The sequence below is a fragment of the Allobosea sp. P4_E12 genome (assembly GCF_056401655.1).
Genome location: NZ_JBFUIY010000012.1, coordinates 88,755 through 105,621 on the forward strand (window position 1 = coordinate 88,755; position 16,867 = coordinate 105,621).

The 16,867-nt window shown below is 63.6% G+C and carries 14 protein-coding genes; 10 read left to right on the plus strand and 4 right to left on the minus strand.

Annotated elements, in window-relative coordinates:
- Nucleotides 1-40: 40 nt before the first annotated feature.
- Nucleotides 41-1,129: an LPS export ABC transporter permease LptG gene (lptG, locus tag AC1DW9_RS17115; protein ID WP_441491842.1), complete on the minus strand. Its 1,089-nt coding sequence runs from the start codon at nucleotides 1,127-1,129 to the stop codon at nucleotides 41-43.
- Complete coding sequence (lptF, locus tag AC1DW9_RS17120; protein WP_441491841.1) at nucleotides 1,129-2,322, minus strand: LPS export ABC transporter permease LptF; 1,194 nt, start codon at nucleotides 2,320-2,322, stop codon at nucleotides 1,129-1,131. Before lptF ends, lptG begins: the two co-directional genes overlap by 1 nt.
- 162 nt (nucleotides 2,323-2,484) lie before the next feature.
- Here lptF and AC1DW9_RS17125 point away from each other — a divergent pair, with 162 nt between their 5' ends.
- From AC1DW9_RS17125 to AC1DW9_RS17135, 3 genes are all read left to right on the plus strand, one after another.
- Entirely contained in the window at nucleotides 2,485-3,978 is a 1,494-nt protein-coding gene (locus AC1DW9_RS17125; protein ID WP_441505601.1) for a leucyl aminopeptidase, read from the plus strand.
- 47 nt (nucleotides 3,979-4,025) lie between these two features.
- Nucleotides 4,026-4,478, plus strand: a complete 453-nt coding sequence (locus AC1DW9_RS17130; protein ID WP_441505525.1) for a DNA polymerase III subunit chi — start codon at nucleotides 4,026-4,028, stop codon at nucleotides 4,476-4,478.
- A gap of 134 nt (nucleotides 4,479-4,612) precedes the next feature.
- Nucleotides 4,613-4,879 carry a hypothetical protein gene (locus AC1DW9_RS17135; RefSeq protein ID WP_441505526.1) on the plus strand — a complete coding sequence of 89 codons (267 nt, stop codon included), beginning with the start codon at nucleotides 4,613-4,615 and terminating at the stop codon, nucleotides 4,877-4,879.
- Between the two features lie 150 nt (nucleotides 4,880-5,029).
- Here AC1DW9_RS17135 and AC1DW9_RS17140 read toward each other — a convergent pair whose 3' ends face one another.
- Complete coding sequence (locus tag AC1DW9_RS17140) at nucleotides 5,030-6,904, minus strand: ABC-F family ATP-binding cassette domain-containing protein (RefSeq protein ID WP_476775411.1); 1,875 nt, start codon at nucleotides 6,902-6,904, stop codon at nucleotides 5,030-5,032.
- A 165-nt stretch (nucleotides 6,905-7,069) separates the two neighbouring features.
- Between AC1DW9_RS17140 and AC1DW9_RS17145 the strand changes: the two genes are divergently transcribed.
- The 5 genes from AC1DW9_RS17145 to AC1DW9_RS17165 all read left to right on the plus strand — a co-directional run bounded on the left by AC1DW9_RS17145 (nucleotide 7,070) and on the right by AC1DW9_RS17165 (nucleotide 11,345).
- Nucleotides 7,070-7,258: a hypothetical protein gene (locus AC1DW9_RS17145; RefSeq protein ID WP_441505527.1), complete on the plus strand. Its 189-nt coding sequence runs from the start codon at nucleotides 7,070-7,072 to the stop codon at nucleotides 7,256-7,258.
- A gap of 54 nt (nucleotides 7,259-7,312) precedes the next feature.
- Nucleotides 7,313-7,813, plus strand: coding sequence for a pantetheine-phosphate adenylyltransferase (gene coaD / locus AC1DW9_RS17150; protein WP_441505528.1), 501 nt, complete (start codon nucleotides 7,313-7,315; stop codon nucleotides 7,811-7,813).
- A 152-nt stretch (nucleotides 7,814-7,965) separates the two neighbouring features.
- A complete protein-coding gene (gene proS / locus AC1DW9_RS17155) occupies nucleotides 7,966-9,297 on the plus strand; it encodes a proline--tRNA ligase (RefSeq protein ID WP_441505529.1) in 1,332 nt (443 codons plus the stop codon).
- A 37-nt stretch (nucleotides 9,298-9,334) separates the two neighbouring features.
- Entirely contained in the window at nucleotides 9,335-10,636 is a 1,302-nt protein-coding gene (locus AC1DW9_RS17160; RefSeq protein WP_476775410.1) for a lipoprotein-releasing ABC transporter permease subunit, read from the plus strand.
- A gap of 19 nt (nucleotides 10,637-10,655) precedes the next feature.
- Nucleotides 10,656-11,345: an ABC transporter ATP-binding protein gene (locus tag AC1DW9_RS17165; RefSeq protein WP_069880703.1), complete on the plus strand. Its 690-nt coding sequence runs from the start codon at nucleotides 10,656-10,658 to the stop codon at nucleotides 11,343-11,345.
- Between the two features lie 27 nt (nucleotides 11,346-11,372).
- Here the strand turns inward: AC1DW9_RS17165 and AC1DW9_RS17170 are convergent, their stop codons facing one another.
- Nucleotides 11,373-12,347, minus strand: a complete 975-nt coding sequence (locus tag AC1DW9_RS17170; protein WP_476775409.1) for a DMT family transporter — start codon at nucleotides 12,345-12,347, stop codon at nucleotides 11,373-11,375.
- Between the two features lie 407 nt (nucleotides 12,348-12,754).
- Here AC1DW9_RS17170 and dnaE point away from each other — a divergent pair, with 407 nt between their 5' ends.
- Together dnaE and pncA are read left to right on the plus strand one after the other, a co-directional pair.
- A complete protein-coding gene (dnaE, locus tag AC1DW9_RS17175; protein ID WP_441505531.1) occupies nucleotides 12,755-16,228 on the plus strand; it encodes a DNA polymerase III subunit alpha in 3,474 nt (1,157 codons plus the stop codon).
- A 17-nt stretch (nucleotides 16,229-16,245) separates the two neighbouring features.
- Nucleotides 16,246-16,860, plus strand: a complete 615-nt coding sequence (pncA, locus tag AC1DW9_RS17180) for a bifunctional nicotinamidase/pyrazinamidase (RefSeq protein WP_441505532.1) — start codon at nucleotides 16,246-16,248, stop codon at nucleotides 16,858-16,860.
- Nucleotides 16,861-16,867 lie beyond the last annotated feature (7 nt).

Sequence of the window (16,867 nt, forward strand, 5' to 3'; positions counted from 1 at the left end):
CATATGCTCAATCCAAAATTAACCATAGGCACAGTACTAGTTACCCGTCTTCCTGGTGAAGGAGAGCGAGCGCCCCAAGCATCGTCCCCACAACCGCCGGCAACCACGCGGCCACCATGGGATTGACGATCCCTGATGCCCCGAGCTCTTCCGACAGCTGCGTCGCGACATAGAGCACGAACCCGGCCGCCACGCCACCTATCACCAATCTCGTAACACCACCAAATCTGAAAAATCTTAAGGAAACGGATGCCGCCACCAGGATCATGGCAACGAGCAGAAGCGGCCGCGCCTTGAGCGACTGATAGCGCAGCTCGTAGCGCGTGGAATCAAGGCCGGCCTTCTGCGTCCGTTCGATCACTGTCGGCATCGACCAGAACCCAACAGCGTCGGGCGGGGTGAAACTTTGCCGCACCTGGTCGGGCTCCAGAGTCGTCGCGAGCAGATAGGTCGTGTAGCTCTGTGGCTCTTCCGTGGCAGACACGACGCGTGCATCGGTCAATTCCCAATAGCCGCGATGCAGGATCGCTTCCCTTGCCTCCACGCGCTCGTTGAAGCCGCCATTCGCATCGAAGCTAAAGACAGCGACCTGGGAGAGGCCTGACGCGTCCGGCAAGGCTGCCGCAGCGCGAATAATCGCCTGCCCGTCGACGCTGCGCTGGCGAATCCAGATTTCCTGCGCTCCGGACGCCTGGGTACTCCTCGCGAAGAGCCTGGCTTCGAGGGCCGTCGCGCTGCGCTTCAGTTCGGCTGCGAGCGGGTTGTAGATCATGATCGAGACAAAGCCGATCACTGCTGCGACCAATGCGGCCGGCTGCAGGAATTGCCAGGCCGAGACGCCCACGGAGCGGGCCACCACGAGCTCAAGCTTCCGGCTTAGCGTCAGCAGTGCGAACATGCCACCGAACAGCACGGCAAAGGGAAAGATCTGCTCCGCCACCGCAGGCGCGCGAAACAGCGCGAGCCTGATGATTTGCGGCGTCGTCGCGAGCGGCGAATCGCCGGCACGGCGCATCAGCTCGACGAAATCGAGCGTCAGGATCAGAAAGAAGAAGGTGCTGAACACGCTGATGATGGCGCGTGTGAAGCGCTTCGTCAGGTATCGGCCGAAGGTCGAGACAAGCAGCATCAGGCGCGACGCAGGCGAGAGGGCAGGGCGGATAGCGACAGGATGATCGGCTCGAACAGCTTGTTGAGCCGCGGCCTCAGCGACGCGCCAAACATGATAAGGGCCGTAGAGCAGATGATTGTGACCAGGGGCAGAAGGTAGAGCAGGACGACTGCAAAACCCGATCTGACGCTGGCGGTCCACGCGGCGTAGGCGCCGATGCGGACCGCACCGACAATCAAAATCGCTGCCTGGATCGCGACATTGCGGCCCTGACGCGTCGTACGCGCTTCGCCGAGGGCGGCGAAGGCGACGAGCATGAACGCGATCGGGTAGAGCGGCGCCGAAAGACGATTGTGCAGTTCGGCGCGGAACCGCCCGGCCTGCAGCTTGTAATAGGCTTCATTGGGGTCCTGTCGCAGCAAGGCCCAGGTCGTGCGTTCGCGTGGCTTGTAGATCACCCTGTCGCCATTGCCTTCGCCATCGCCGCCTGTCGACTCGCCCGATAGAGCCGACAGGTTGAGCGCGTAGCGCTCGAAGGAGATGATCGAAGTCGACTCCTTGTTCTTGGCTTCGCGCTGGATGGTACCCTTCTCCAGCATCAGGAAGCTGTTGCCGTCCGATTCCACTGTCCGGCCGCGCTCGGCGATGTAGACGGAGGGTTGGCTGGGGTCGCGGCGGTCCTGCATAAAGATGCCGAGCAGCGCGTCACCCGAACGCTCGCGGTAGTGAAACGTCACTCCGGAATCGAGTGAGACGAACTGGCCTTCCTTCACGACATTGGCGACGAAATCGGCCCTGATCAGCGTGATCAGGTCCCGCAACGCCCGGAACCCCGACGGCATGACCGAAATCGCCATCCAGCCGACAAGGAGGGAGGTCGCCAGCGTCAGCACGATGAACGGGCGGGTCAGCCGGTAGGGCGCGACTCCGGCCGCATTCATGACGATCAACTCCGAATCGCCGTTCAGCCGGTTCAGCGTGTAGAGCGTCGACATGAACAGCGCGACCGGTGCGATGCCCGCGATCAGCGCCGGCAACGAAAGCAGTGTCACCGTGAAGAAGATGTAGATGGTCTGGCCCTTGCCGGTGATCAGGTCGACCTCACGCAGGGCCTGCGTCACCCAGATCACGCTGGTCAGCCCGATCAGAAGTACGATCGCTGCGACCGCGGCGATCTTCAGGATGTAGCGGTCGAGACGGAGAAGACGCACGCGTTAGCTTCCGGTGAAACCGAGGGCAGTTCGAGGCTCCCCTTGGACGGTTCGCCAAACACTCCCTATGGTATAGCCACGATCATGGCGCAAACGGGAATCGTTCGCATCATGTTCACGACCTTCCTGAAGAGCCCTATTCCCGCCAATTGTGAGCAGCTTATGTCGCAGCGCCTGAAGCTTGAGGTCAAAGCCCTGAACACCATCGGCGGGCAGGACCTCGTCATTTTCGTGTCGGACAAGCTGACCCCGGCGAAGCTTGCCGAGGATTGGCTCGGAGAGGGCGCTCATGCACTGCTCGCCAGGGCTGCGGCAGCCGACAAGTTCAAGGGCAAGGTGTTTTCCGGGATGACGTTGCTGGCGCCGGACGGGGCCGGGTATGAGCGGCTGGTCGTCATCGGGGTCGGACCTGATGCAGATCACGATAAGCTCGATTTCGCCAAGCTTGGCGGGGCTGTTGCGGGCAAGCTTGGCAGTGGCCGCTCGGCCGATGTGATCATCGCTCTGCCTGACGTTGAAATCAGTGCCGAGCAAGCAGCCGCGGTCGCTCTCGGGTTGCGGCTCCGGGCCTATGTCTTCGACCGTTACAAAACCAAGACCCGCGAAGCCGACGATGCCGATCCGATCACCGTGACGCTGCGCACCCCCGACCCTGCCGCTCTCAAGAAGGCCCTCAAGGCCTGCGAAGCTGTCGCCGGCGGCGTCGAGATTGCTCGCGATCTCGTGAACGAGCCGCCGAATGTGCTCTATCCCGAAGAATTCGCCGAACGCGCCGCCAAACTTGAGAAGCTTGGTGTCGAGGTCGAGATTCTCGATGAGAAGCAACTCAAGAAGATCGGCATGCGGGCCTTGCTTGGCGTTGGCCAGGGGTCGCGCCGGGAGAGCCGCGTCGTCGTCATGCGCTGGAATGGCGCCAAACCCGGAGTTCGGCCCGTCGCCTTCGTCGGCAAGGGCGTCACGTTCGACACTGGCGGCATCTCGCTGAAGCCGGGCGCCGGGATGGAGGACATGAAGGGGGACATGGCCGGAGCCGCCTGCGTCACCGGACTGATGCATGCGCTCGCAGCGCGCAAGGCCAAGGTCAATGCGATTGGCGTGATTGGGCTGGTCGAGAACATGCCGGATGGCAACGCCCAACGCCCCGGTGACATCGTCACCTCGCTTTCAGGGCAGACCATCGAGATCATCAATACCGACGCAGAGGGGCGGCTCGTCCTCGCCGATGTGCTCTGGTACACGCAGGACAAGTACAAGCCGCGCTTCATGATCAACCTGGCAACCCTGACAGGAGCGATTTTGGTAGCGCTCGCGCAGGAGAATGCCGGGCTGTTCTCGAATGATGACGAGTTGTGCGAGCGACTGGCAGTCGCTGGCAAGGCCACCGGCGAAACCGTCTGGCGCATGCCGCTTGGCGCAGCCTACGACAAGATGATCGATTCAAAGTTCGCGGACATGAAGAACTCGGCCGGGCGTTATGGCGGTTCGATCACTGCTGCGCAGTTCCTGCAGCGGCATGTCAATGAAACGCCCTGGGCGCATCTCGACATCGCCGGCACCGGCATGGGCTCGCCAAACAGCGAGACCAATCGCTCCTGGGGCTCGGGCTGGGGCGTGCGCCTCCTCGACCGGCTCGTCGCGAATCATTACGAGTCCTGATTCACTCGAAACATTGTTTCGCAATGCTCTGATAAGAAAGGGCTTTCATGACGGAAGTCCTGTTCTTCCATCTTCAGTCGCGTCCGCTGGAGCAGGTTCTCCCGACCATCCTCGATCGGGCGCTGTCGCGCGGCCAGAAGGTGGTCATCGAGGTCTCCAGTTCCGAGCGGGCGAGCGTGCTGGACGATCATCTGTGGACCTACGCGGATGACAGCTTCCTGCCGCATGTCATGGCGAGCGAGCCGGATGCACCGACCAATCCGGTCGTGCTGACGACACAGGCCCATAATCCCAACGCGGCCCAGGTTAGAATCTGCGCTGACGGCATCCGTATTCCCGACGCATTGCAGGACTACGAGCGCGTCGTCCTCATCTTCGACGGCGACGACCCCGACGCGCTTGCGGCTGCGCGCGAGGATTGGAAGGCAGTTCGCGCCACAGGCGCGACGGCCAGCTACTGGCAGCAGGACGAAACCGGTCGCTGGGAGAAAAAAGCGTGAGAGTGCCTGTTCTGTTCGTGTGCGCTGTGGCTCTGGGCGGATGTTCCGTCGATATTGGCGGTTTCTCCTTCACTCAGGATTCCAGCGGTACGCGAACCAGCAGCGCTTCAGCCCGCGCATCCACTCAGGAAGCCATGCTGACCGCCGATGGCGGTTGCGAGGCGGAGGTTTCGCTCGATCCGTCGACGCGTCCACTGCCAAGGGAGATCGCGCTGGGCGTGACCGAATGCGAACTCGTGAAATTGAAGGGGGGCCGGCCGACCGATGTCCTCATCGGTGAGAGCGGCAAGGGCCAGCGCGAGGTGCAGGTGCTCTATTCCGAGCCCGGCGGCCGCGAGATCTATATGTTCACCGACAACCGCCTCAGCCGAATCGTAAAGCCGGGACAAGGGGAGGGCTGAAGCATCGGCCCGAACAGTGGATTGCGGTGTTCGAGCAAGCCGATTCCACCACAGGAGCTTAGATCATCGGACCGGATACGCGATCCGATCGGATGATCTACGCATCGGACGATAGTTCGGATTTCGCCCGAGCCTATCGTCTGGGCCGCTTCAGGCGTTCTCGAGTTCCTCGCTCAGTCCGAGCCATTCTTCCTCCGCGGTCGTCAGTGCCTCCGACAATTCCGCACGCTGGCGCGAGAGCTGCAGGGCTTTTTCCGGATCGCGGGCGAATGCTGCACCGTTGCCTAGCACGCCATCGACCTTCTCGATCAATCCGGTCAGCTTGGCGATCCGTGCCTCGGCCAGGTTGAGCTTCTGACGCAGCGGCCCTTGGGCCACACGCTTGACGGCTGCGCCCTTGCGTTCTTCGGCCTTGCTGTTGGTATTCGCCGTCTCTGCGGGCTTCTCGCGACGGGCTGCCTTGGCGCCTCCGAGGACGAAGGCGCGATAATCCTCCATGTCGCCGTCAAAATTCTTCACCGTGCCGTCGCCGACGAGCCAGAGCCGGTCAGCGCAGGCTTCGATCAGGAAGCGGTCGTGGCTGACCAGGATGACAGCGCCGGGATAGTCGTTGATAGCCTTGACCAAGGCGGTGCGACTGTCGATGTCGAGATGGTTCGTCGGTTCGTCCAGGATGAGCAGATGCGGGCCACCGAAGGCCGCGATTCCGAGCATCAGCCGCGCCTTTTCGCCGCCGGACAGGTTCTTGACCGGTGTATCCGCCTTGCTGGCGGGAAAGCCGATCTGAGCCGCTTTCGAGCGCACCTTGGCTTCCGGCGCATCAGGCATCAGGTCGCGCAGATGCGCGACCGGCGTTTCCTCCATCCGCAGCTCGTCGAGCTGATGCTGGGCGAAATAGGCGGTCTGAAGCTTCGACGAACGTCGCAGATCGCCTGACAGGGGTGGGAGCCGCCCGCCGATCAGCTTGCAGAAGGTCGATTTGCCGTTGCCGTTCGAGCCAAGCAGCGCAATCCGATCGTCCGGCAGCAAAGTGAGGTCGAGCCGCGACAGCACCTTGCGCTCGCCATAGCCGGCGCTGACATCATCCAGCACCACCATGGGTGGCGAGAGCGGCCGCTCCGGCCCCGGAAGGCTGAATGGCTGCACGTCACGGTCGACGATGGTCGCGATCGATTCCATCTTCTCCAGCCGCTTGACGCGCGATTGCGCCTGGCGCGCCTTCGAGGCCTTGGCCTTGAAGCGATCGACGAAGGCCTGGAGATGCTTACGCTCGGCGTCCTGCTTCTCGCGCTGCTTCGCGAGCAGCATCTGCTTCTCGGCACGCTGGCGTTCGAACGAGGAATAGCCGCCGCGATAGATGGTGAGTTTGCCCTGATCGAGATGCAGGATGTGATCGACACAGGTGTCGAGCAGTTCGCGGTCGTGGCTCACCACCAGGACGGTGTGCGGATAGCGCTCCAGATAGTCGTAGAGCCAGAGCGTGCCTTCGAGATCGAGATAATTGGTCGGCTCGTCGAGCAGCAGCAGATCCGGTTCGGCGAAGAGCACGGCAGCGAGAGCAACGCGCATGCGCCAGCCGCCCGAATAATCGGAGCAGGGGCGTTGCTGCGCGGCCTCATCGAAGCCGAGCCCGTGCAGGACGGTCGCTGCCCGGGCCGGGGCGGCATGCGCGCCGATATCGGCGAGCCGGGTCTCGATCTCGGCGATGCGCAGCGGGTCGGTCGCGGTTTCGGCTTCCTTCATCAGGGCCGCGCGCTCGGTGTCGGCTGCGAGCACGACCTCGATCAACGATTCCGGGCCACCGGGGGCTTCTTGGGCGACGCCACCGATCCGCATGCCCCTCGGCACGCTGACCGAACCGCCCTCAGGCGAGAGATCGCCGGTAATGATCCGGAAGAGCGTGGTCTTGCCGGTGCCGTTGCGACCGACGAGGCCGACGCGTGATCCGTCCGGCAGGGCCGCACTGGCCCGGTCCAGGAGCAGCCGTTCGCCGAGCCTGTAGGTGATATCGTTGAGCGTGAGCATGGCGCGGATTTAGGGCCTGGAGCCATGGCAAGCAATGGTTAACGCTGCGGGCTAACGCGATCGAAAGACCAATCATGTTTTTGACATGAAGCAGCCACGGCTCCGCCGGAGCTGCCCTTCAGCCATGGGATTGCGTCTATATCCATGATTCGCAAAGAGAAACCGATGCATCTCAGCCCCCGGCATATGGTTCAGCGGCGCTTCTCCACGACCGCAGCTGCCCTGGCGATCGTCTCTCTGATCCTGGGCAGCGCCGGTGCGCTGAGCGCGCTTCTGGTCGATCGTCGCACCGAGCCGTCCGTGACCTGGCAGTCCGTGCCGCAGCAGGATGCCGGGACGACGTCGTTCAGATAGAGCCGGTTCGCTGCCGCGCTTGCCGCAAGGATGCCCCGAGGGTAACGCTGTCCCATGAGCAGAACCGCTTTCTATCCTGGATCCTTCGACCCGATCACCAATGGCCATGCCGATGTGATCGCTGGTGCTTGCCGGCTATGCGACAGGCTGGTGCTCGCTATTGGGGTCCACCCGGGCAAGGCCCCGATCTTCTCGGCAGACGAGCGCGCTCATCTGCTGCGGGAGGTTGCAAGCCCGATTGCTGCTGCTGCCAAAGTCGCGATCGAAGTCGTGACCTTCGACTATCTCGCCGTTCAGGCGGCCAGGGAGGCAGGTGCGACGATCATGATTCGCGGCCTGCGTGACGCCACCGATTTCGACTACGAAATGCAGCTTTCCGGCATGAACCAGGCCATGGTGCCCGAGTTGCAGACCGTGTTTCTGCCGGCTTCCGCGAGGACGCGCCACATCACTTCGACGCTTGTGCGGCAGATCGCCTCCATGGGGGGCGATGTCTCGGCTTTCGTGCCATCCGCGGTCAGCGGCCAACTCAAGGCGAAGTTCCCGAAGCGCTGACCTAGCGATAGTCGAGAGCCGAGCCGATCGTTTGGCATCTTCCTCCGTATTCTGCGGATTTGCGTTTGCATTTTGCCGGCGGCGATGGTGTCTCTGGGACAACATGACTCGCTGCGCGCTGAGCCGCGTACTGCCCTCGAACGAGTTTTCCGATGCGCCTTTCCCGCTATTTCCTGCCGATCCTGCGTGACACGCCCAAGGAAGCCGAGATCGTCTCGCATCGCTTGATGCTGCGCGCCGGTATGATCCGCCAGCAATCGGCAGGAATCTACTCGTGGCTGCCACTCGGCCTGCGGGTGCTCAACAAGATCAACGCGGTGGTGCGCGAGGAGCAGAATCGTTCGGGCGCTATCGAGGTTCTGATGCCGACCATTCAGTCGGCCGATCTCTGGCGCGAGAGCGGGCGGTATGACGCCTATGGCAAGGAGATGCTGCGCATCAAGGACCGGCACGACCGCGACATGCTGTACGGGCCGACCAACGAGGAGATGATCACCGACATCTTCCGGTCCTATGTGAAGTCCTACAAGGACCTGCCCCTCAATCTCTACCATATTCAGTGGAAGTTCCGGGATGAGGTCAGGCCGCGCTTTGGCGTGATGCGTGGGCGCGAATTCCTGATGAAGGACGCCTATTCCTTCGATCTCGACCAGGCCGGCGCGCGGCACGCCTATAACCGCATGTTCACCGCCTATCTCAGGACCTTCGCCCGGCTCGGGCTGAAGGCAATCCCGATGCGTGCCGATACGGGCCCGATCGGTGGCGACCTCAGCCACGAGTTCATCGTCCTCGCTTCCACCGGCGAGAGCGAGGTATTCTGCCACAAGGACTATCTCAGCTTCGAGACGCCGAAGGTCGACACCGACTTCGATAGCGTCGACGGATTGCAGGCCATCGTCGACAAATGGACGAGCCTCTACGCTGCGACCGAGGAGATGCACGACAAGGCGGCATTCGACGCGGTTCCCGCCGGCCAGCAACTGTCGGCGCGCGGTATCGAGGTCGGGCATATCTTCTATTTCGGCACGAAGTATTCCGAGCCGATGGGCGCGACGGTGACCGGGCCGGACGGGCAGCAGGTGCCGGTGCATATGGGCTCTTATGGCATCGGCCCGAGCCGTCTCGTCGCAGCGTTGATCGAGGCCGGTCACGACGATGCCGGCATCGTCTGGCCGGACGAGATCGCACCGTTCGACATCGCGGTGCTGAACCTGAAGATCGGTGACGCAGCGACCGACGGCGCCTGCGAGCAACTCTACAGAGCGCTCTCCGCCAAGGGCTATGACACGCTCTATGATGATACAGACGGTCGGCCAGGCGCCAAGTTCGCGACGGCAGACCTGATCGGCGTACCGTGGCAGGTCATCGTCGGGCCTAAGGGCCTGGCTGAGGGCAAGGTGGAAATCAAACGCCGCGCCGGCGGAGAGCGCGAACTCGTCTCGCTCGCGGCTGCGCTGGAACGCTTCCCGGGCCGCTCGGCTTGAGTGGGAGCGGCATGATCGCGGAGCGGAGCAGGCGCCGATGAACGTGGCGGTGGAGTCGATGTCGACCGAAGCAGAGCAGCCCACCGGCACACGCCCCTTTGCGGGTTTCGAATGGCTGCTGGCCGGGCGCTACCTGCGCACGCGTCGGCGCGAAGGCTTTGTTTCGGTCATCGCGGGCTTCTCGTTCCTCGGCATTTTGCTCGGGGTCGCCACGCTGATCATCGTGATGTCGGTGATGAACGGCTTCCGGAAGGAACTCCTGGAGAAGATCGTCGGCGTCAACGGCCACATCTTTGCGACGCCGATTGATCGCCCGCTCGATGACTACGAAGCGGTCGCGGCACGGCTGCGGCAGGTTCCCGGCATCAAGCTCGCAATCCCCTTGGTGGAAGGCCAGGCGCTTGCTTCGTCGCAATACGCCAATGGCGGCGTGCTGGTGCGCGGCATTTCCGAGGCGGATCTGAAGTCGATCCCCTTCATCGGCAACAATATCAAGCGCGGTACGCTCGATGGTTTCGACGCCGCCGCCGGCGTCGCCATTGGCAGTCGGCTTGCCGCGGCGCTCTCGCTGACCGCTGGCGACACGATCACGCTCGTTTCTCCGAAGGGAGCCTCGACCCCGTTCGGAACCGCTCCGCGCATCAAGGCCTATCCGATCCAGGCGGTATTCGAGATAGGCATGACCGAGTTCGATTCCTCGTTTGTCTTCATGCCGCTGGCAGAAGCGCAGGCCTATTTCAACCGCGATGGCGATGTGAACGTCATCGAGGTCTTCATCGACAATCCGGATCGGACCCAGGTCGTGCGCGATGCGATCGAGGCCGACGCGCCACGGCCGCTTGTGCTGTCCGATTGGCGGCAGCGCAACCGTACCTTCTTCAACGCGCTCGAGGTCGAGCGGAACGTCATGTTCATCATTCTCACCCTGATCGTGCTGGTGGCGGCGCTGAACATCGTCTCGGGCCTGATCATGCTGGTGAAGGACAAGACCGAGGACATCGCGATCATGCGCACCATGGGCGCGTCTCGCGGCACTGTGCTGCGCGTCTTCCTGATCACGGGGGCGGCCATCGGCGTGTTCGGTACATTGGCAGGGCTAGGCCTCGGCGTTCTCTTCGCCAACAACATCAAGTCGATCATGGCCACCCTGAATTGGATCACCGGGGCCAATCTCTGGGATCCGACAGTACGCTTCCTGAGCGACATTCCCTCCGTGATCGACTGGCGGGAAGTGGCGAGTGTCGTCGGGATGGCGTTGGCCCTATCGCTGCTGGCGACGCTGTATCCGGCCTGGAAGGCCGCGCGGCTGGACCCGGTCCAAGCCCTGCGGATGGGTTGAGGCAGAAGAACCCGTGGCCATGCAACGCGAAACACCGGCGCTCTTCCTCTCCCAGATCGAGCGCTATTACCCACAGACCGATGCTCCGCTCGAGATCCTGCGCAAGGCGGATTTCGCACTGTGGCCGGGCGAGCTTGTCGCGCTTGTTGCACCGAGCGGTACCGGCAAATCGACGCTCCTCCATGTCGCCGGCCTGCTCGAGAAACCCGATAGCGGCGAGGTCTTCGTCGGCGGAATCGCGACCAGCAAGCTGGACGACAAGGGCCGCACCCGGCTGCGCCGCACCGAGATCGGTTTTGTCTACCAGTTCCACCATCTGCTGCCTGAATTCACGGCGCTCGAGAACGTCATGCTGCCGCAGCGCATTCGCGGCCTGCGGAAGCGGGAAGCCGAGGAGCGGGCGACTGAACTGCTCGCCTTTCTCGGGCTCGGCGAGCGGCTCGACCATCTTCCGGGCGAGCTTTCCGGTGGCGAGCAGCAGCGCGTCGCGATTGGGCGTGCGGTCGCCAATGCGCCCCGTCTGCTCCTCGCGGACGAGCCGACCGGCAATCTCGACCCTCACACCTCGCTGCATGTCTTCAACACGCTGGTCGCCTTGGCCCGGGCTTCGGGTCTCGCGGCCCTGATCGCGACCCATAATCTCGACCTCGCCCGGCGGATGGACCGGCAGGTGACGATTCGGGACGGGCTGGTCGTTCCGCTGCGTTAGCGCGGGCACGGCTTCTCCCGTTGCGCACTACCGGGCGCGCCCGCGCTTTCCGCGAGCTGGCGCCACGACGGCAAGGCCGGCAATCACGATCACGAGAATGCCGATCCAGGTCGCGGTCGATGGCAGATCGTCGAACATCGCGTAACCCAGCGCGGTCGCGCCAAGCAGTTCGAGATAGACGAGCGGCGACAGCGTCGAGACCGGCGCCATTCTGAAGGCGCTGATCGTGAGCAGGTTGCTGACGGCCGAAAGCAGTCCCATCAGGAGGATCAGCAGAATCTCCTCGCGATTGGGCACCGTCCACTGGAACAGGACGATAGGCGTCAGCAACAGGATGCCGAAGACGAGCTGGATGGTCAGTGCCGACAGCGGTGTGCTGCCCTGGGCGGTCGCTCGGGTCATCACAAGGTAGCACGCCATCAGTCCGCCCGACGCCAGCGCGATCAGCGTGCCGGAACTGCCGTCAGCGCCCGATCTCACGATCAGCATGGCTCCGATGAAGCCTAGAATGACGGCCGCCAGCTTTCGGCGATCAAGCCGCTCGCGCAGGACAATCATGGCCAGCAGGGTCGCGATGATCGGCGCGATGAAGTAGGCACCCAGAGCGTCGGCAAGCGGAATGCGCGCGATTGCGGTGAAATAGAGCGTCATCGCGCCAACGAGGAAGGCGGTGCGCAGAAGCTGCGGCAGGATCTGGTTGCGGCCAATCAGCGGCGCCGGCGCGCGCGCCTGCACATACAGCACGACAGGCAGTACGAAGCCGAGCGCCGCGACATAACGAGCCCAGCTTAGAAAGGCCGGGGAATGCGCTCCGCTGAGATACTTGCCGATCGCATCCGCGCCCGGGATGAACAGCATCGATATGGCCATCAGGACGATGCCCAGCGCGGGGCTACGCGTGCTGCCGGAGGCTGACGCGCGCTCGTCCTGCTGGTTCGCCTCGGCGGGTTCTGAGCGGAGATTGGCGACGGAAGCGCCGGAGGCATCTGAACTTTGGTCCATGCGGCTCTCTAGCAGATTCCGCGGCGCCGACAGCCGTGGACGAGCCTGAATGCGCCGACGGGAAAGCGTACGCGACCTACGCCGAAGGGTTAATCGCCTTCCACCACCATCAAGGGGTTATTAACCTCCATCCAGACGTCCAGAATGGAACTAACGCTGCGCGATTGACGAGAACAAAACAGGAATTATGATGGACATATAGCGAACATCTGGAGGTCAAGATGGTTTTAGCACGTAAGCTGGTCGTCGGAATGGTGGAGCTTGCCTCGCTCGGCCTCTTCCTTGGGATGATCTGGCTCTGGGCGGCGCTGCTCGCCGCTCCTAGCGTCTGAGCCATCCACAGCCGGGCGGAAAGCCTCTCGACTGGACCGGTCGGCCCGCTCCATAAGGGCGGACGAGGTGACCCGATGAGTCGTGAGCAGGGCCGGTCCCGCATTCTGTCCGAGGTGGGTTTCGTCCATCTCCACGTTCATTCGAGCTATTCCCTGCTCGAAGGGGCCATGACGGTCAGCACGCTGGCCAAGCTAGCCACTGCGGACGGCCAGCCCGCTTTGGCCCTGACCGACAGCAACAATCTCTTCGGCGCACTCGAATTCTCCGAGAAGCTCGCTGGTGGCGGCATCCAGCCCATCGTGGGCGTCCAGCTCTCGGTCGATTTCGCCGACGAGGTGGATAGCGGCCGCCGGCCCGTTCAGGCGCAGGCCGTGCCGCACATCGTGCTGCTTGCCATGTCCGAGGCGGGCTACGGCAATCTGATGAAACTCGTCACCGAAGCGTGTCTCGCAAGCGGCGGCGCCGGGCAGCCGATTTCGTCGCTCGAGAAACTGACGGCACATCATGACGGCGTGATCGCGTTGACCGGCGGGCCGGGCGGCCCGATCGACAGTGCGCTGCGTGCCGGGCAGGTAGCCCAGGCTGGCGCTCGCCTGGCAAAGCTCGCCGAAATCTTCGGCGACAGGCTCTATGTCGAGATCCAGCGCCATGGCCGTGATGGCGAGGCTGCCGTCGAGGCGCATCTGCTCAGGCTCGCCTATGATTCCGAACTCGCCATCGTCGCGACCAACGAGCCCTTCTTTGCCAAGGCCGGGGATTTCGAGGCGCATGATGCGCTGCTTGCGGTAGCCGAAGGGCGGCTGGTCTCCGACGGCGAGCGCCGGCGCGTGACGCCAGGGCATTTCTTCGTCACCCGGTCCGAGATGAAGCGCCGCTTCGCCGATCTGCCGGAGGCGCTGGCCGCGACCGTCGAGATCGCGATGCGCTGCACCTGGCGCGTCACGACACGCAAGCCGATCCTGCCGCGTTTCGGCGAGGAGGGGCGCGACGAGGCAGAGGAGCTCGAGGTCCAGGCGCGCGCCGGTCTGGCGGCTCGGCTGTCCAAGCACGGCCCGGCTTCGGGCTATACTGTCGGTGAATACGAGTCGCGGCTTGATTTCGAGCTTTCGATCATCAACCGCATGAAGTTCCCGGGCTACTTTCTCATCGTCTCGGACTTCATCAAATGGGCGAAGGACCAGGGCATCCCGGTCGGGCCGGGACGCGGCTCCGGCGCGGGTTCGCTCGTTGCCTATGCGCTGACCATCACGGACGTCGATCCGCTCCGCTTCGGCCTGCTTTTCGAGCGCTTCCTCAATCCCGACCGCGTCTCGATGCCGGACTTCGACATCGACTTCTGCCAGAACCGACGCGAAGAGGTGATCGACTACGTCAAGCGGCGCTATGGTGAGGAGCGCGTTGCGCAGATCATCACCTTCGGCACGCTGCTGGCGCGTGGTGTGCTGCGCGACGTCGGCCGCGTGCTGGAAATGCCCTATGGCCAGGTCGACAAGCTGACCAAGCTGGTGCCGCAGAACCCGGCGAAGCCGATCTCGCTGCCGGAGGCGATCGCTGGCGAGCCGAAGCTGCAGGCGGCTGCGGACGAAGAGCCGGTTGTGGCCCGCCTGCTCGAAATTGCCCAGAAACTGGAAGGGCTTCACCGCCACGCTTCGACCCACGCCGCAGGCGTGGTGATCGGCGATCGACCGCTCGAGCAACTCGTCGCGCTCTCGGTCGATCCGCGTACCGGTATGCGCGTGACCCAGTTCAACATGAAATGGGTCGAGCAGGCCGGCCTGGTGAAGTTCGACTTCCTCGGCCTCAAGACGCTGACGACGCTGACGACCGCCGTCACGCTGATTGCCCAGCGCGACATCCAGATCGACCTCGCCAAGCTGCCTTTCGACGATCCGAAGAGTTACGAGATGCTGGCGCGCGGCGAGACGGTCGGCGTGTTCCAGGTTGAATCGGCGGGCATGCGCAAGGCCCTGGTCGAGATGAAGGCCGACCGGATCGAGGACCTGATCGCGCTCGTCGCCCTCTACCGGCCGGGTCCGATGGACAACATCCCGACCTATTGCCGCCGCAAGCTCGGCTTGGAGGATCCCACCTATCTCCATCCGAAGCTGGAACCGATCCTGGCCGAAACGCATGGCATCATCGTCTACCAGGAACAGGTGATGCAGGTGGCTCAGGCGCTCTCGGGCTATTCGCTCGGTGAGGCCGATCTGCTGCGTCGCGCCATGGGTAAGAAGATCAAGGCGGAGATGGACGCTCAGCGCGACCGCTTCGTGAAGGGCGCCGTCGAAGGCGGCATGACGAAGAGCATCGCCTCCGAGATCTTCGACCTGCTCGCGAAATTCGCCGACTACGGCTTCAACAAGAGCCATGCCGCCGCCTATGCCGTCGTCGCGTTCCAGACCGCCTATCTCAAGGCGAACTTCCCAGTCGAGTTCCTCGCCGCGTCGATGACGCTCGACATGGGCAACACCGACAAGCTCTCGGAATTCCGGCGCGATGCCGAGCGCCTCGGCATCACGGTCGAGCCGCCGTCGATCAACCGCTCGGGCGTCGAGTTCGACGTGGCCGATGGCGCGATCCGCTACGCGCTCGGCGCGATCAAGGGGGTGGGGCGCACGGCGGTCGAATCCGTCGTCGTGGCGCGTAATTCGGACGGGCCGTTCCGCGATCTCGCCGATTTTGCGCGCCGCATCGACACCAAGCTCGTCAATCGCCGCACGATCGAGGCCCTGATCGCCGCTGGTGCGCTCGATCCGCTGGAGAAGGACCGTGCACGTGCCATGGCGGCGATCGACGGCATGCTGGCGCTCTCCAACCGCACGCGCGAGGCGGCTGCCGGTGGCCAGTCCGAGCTCTTTGGTGGGGGCTCCGTCGCGGAAGCCTTTCGCATCCCGCCGACCGAGCCGTGGGCGCCGGCAGAGCGGCTGCGGCGCGAACATGACGCTGTCGGCTTCTTCCTGTCGGGGCATCCGCTCGACGATTACGAACATGTGTTGAAGCGGCTGCGCGTTCAGCGCTTTGCCGATTTTGCCAAGACGGTCAGGGCAAACGGAACCTCCGTCGCCAAAGTTGCGGTCTCGGTCATCGACAAGTCGGAGCGGCGCACCAAATCCGGCAACAAGATGGGCATCGTCAACCTGTCAGACCCCAGCGGGCAGTTCGAGGCGATCCTGTTCTCGGAAGGACTGCAGCGTTACCGCGATCTGCTGGAGCCGGGCCGGGCGCTGGTGTTGCGCCTCAGCGCGGTACTCGATGGCGAGGATGTGCGACCACGCATCGAGGATGTCGAGGTGCTCGATGATCTGGCCGCTCGCCAGAAACAGGATCTGCTGGTCTACTTGCGCGACGACAGGGCACTGGGCAGCATTGCGGAGCGCATTCGCCCGCGCGAAGGCGCCCGCGCCGAGGGCAAGGTTGCGGTGATCATGATCCTCGATGACGGCGCGCAGGAGGTCGAGATCGAGTTGCCGGGCCGCTACCCGGTCAACCAGCAGATTGCCAACGCGGTACGGGCGGCGCCGGGAGTGGTCAGCGTCGAATTGCGCTGAGAGGCGGAGAGGGCAGCATGACAGCGCTGATTGTCGTCGATGTGCAGAACGATTTCTGCCCGGGCGGCCGTCTCGCCGTTACTGGCGGAGACGAGATCATCCCTCTGGTCAACGCGCTCGGTCTCCGCTTTGAAACGGTGGTCCTGACCCAGGACTGGCATCCGGCGGGGCACTCCTCCTTTGCCTCGCACCATCCTGGCAGGAAGCATTTTGAGAGTGTGGCGATGGCCTATGGCGAGCAGGTGCTTTGGCCTGATCACTGTGTCCAGGGCACGCGAGGCGCGGAGTTTCATCCAGGCCTCGACCTGCCGCATGCCCAAGCCATCATCCGCAAGGGCTATCGATCCGGGATCGACAGCTACTCCGGCTTCTTCGAGGCCGACCGTGTGACACCCACAGGATTGGGGGGCTATCTCAAGGAGCGCGGCATCTCGCGAGTCGCCATTGTCGGGCTCGCGACGGATTTCTGCGTCAACTGGACGGCGCAGGATGCTGCCCGGAGCGGGCTGGAGACCTTTGTTGTCGAGGAGGCCTGCCGCGCCATTGATCTCAATGGCTCGCTGGCCAAGGCCTGGTCCGACATGTCGGCGCTGGGGGTGAGGCGCTTCGCCCCGCAGGAGTTACCAATGTGACGCAGGC

Bases quoted from the DNA above. Each gene is read 5' to 3' on its own strand.
- AC1DW9_RS17145 (WP_441505527.1), top strand. From the start codon at position 7,070: ATGCATCTCAGCCCCCGGCATATGGTTCAGCGGCGCTTCTCCACGACC.
- AC1DW9_RS17170 (WP_476775409.1), bottom strand. From the start codon at position 12,347: ATGGACCAAAGTTCAGATGCCTCCGGCGCTTCCGTCGCCAATCTCCGC.
- AC1DW9_RS17135 (WP_441505526.1), top strand. From the start codon at position 4,613: ATGCTGACCGCCGATGGCGGTTGCGAGGCGGAGGTTTCGCTCGATCCG.
- AC1DW9_RS17160 (WP_476775410.1), top strand. From the start codon at position 9,335: ATGAACGTGGCGGTGGAGTCGATGTCGACCGAAGCAGAGCAGCCCACC.
- pncA (WP_441505532.1), top strand. From the start codon at position 16,246: ATGACAGCGCTGATTGTCGTCGATGTGCAGAACGATTTCTGCCCGGGC.
- lptG (WP_441491842.1), bottom strand. From the start codon at position 1,129: ATGCTGCTTGTCTCGACCTTCGGCCGATACCTGACGAAGCGCTTCACA.
- AC1DW9_RS17165 (WP_069880703.1), top strand. From the start codon at position 10,656: ATGCAACGCGAAACACCGGCGCTCTTCCTCTCCCAGATCGAGCGCTAT.
- coaD (WP_441505528.1), top strand. From the start codon at position 7,313: ATGAGCAGAACCGCTTTCTATCCTGGATCCTTCGACCCGATCACCAAT.
- AC1DW9_RS17140 (WP_476775411.1), bottom strand. From the start codon at position 6,904: ATGCTCACGCTCAACGATATCACCTACAGGCTCGGCGAACGGCTGCTC.
- AC1DW9_RS17125 (WP_441505601.1), top strand. From the start codon at position 2,485: ATGTCGCAGCGCCTGAAGCTTGAGGTCAAAGCCCTGAACACCATCGGC.
- proS (WP_441505529.1), top strand. From the start codon at position 7,966: ATGCGCCTTTCCCGCTATTTCCTGCCGATCCTGCGTGACACGCCCAAG.
- AC1DW9_RS17130 (WP_441505525.1), top strand. From the start codon at position 4,026: ATGACGGAAGTCCTGTTCTTCCATCTTCAGTCGCGTCCGCTGGAGCAG.
- dnaE (WP_441505531.1), top strand. From the start codon at position 12,755: ATGAGTCGTGAGCAGGGCCGGTCCCGCATTCTGTCCGAGGTGGGTTTC.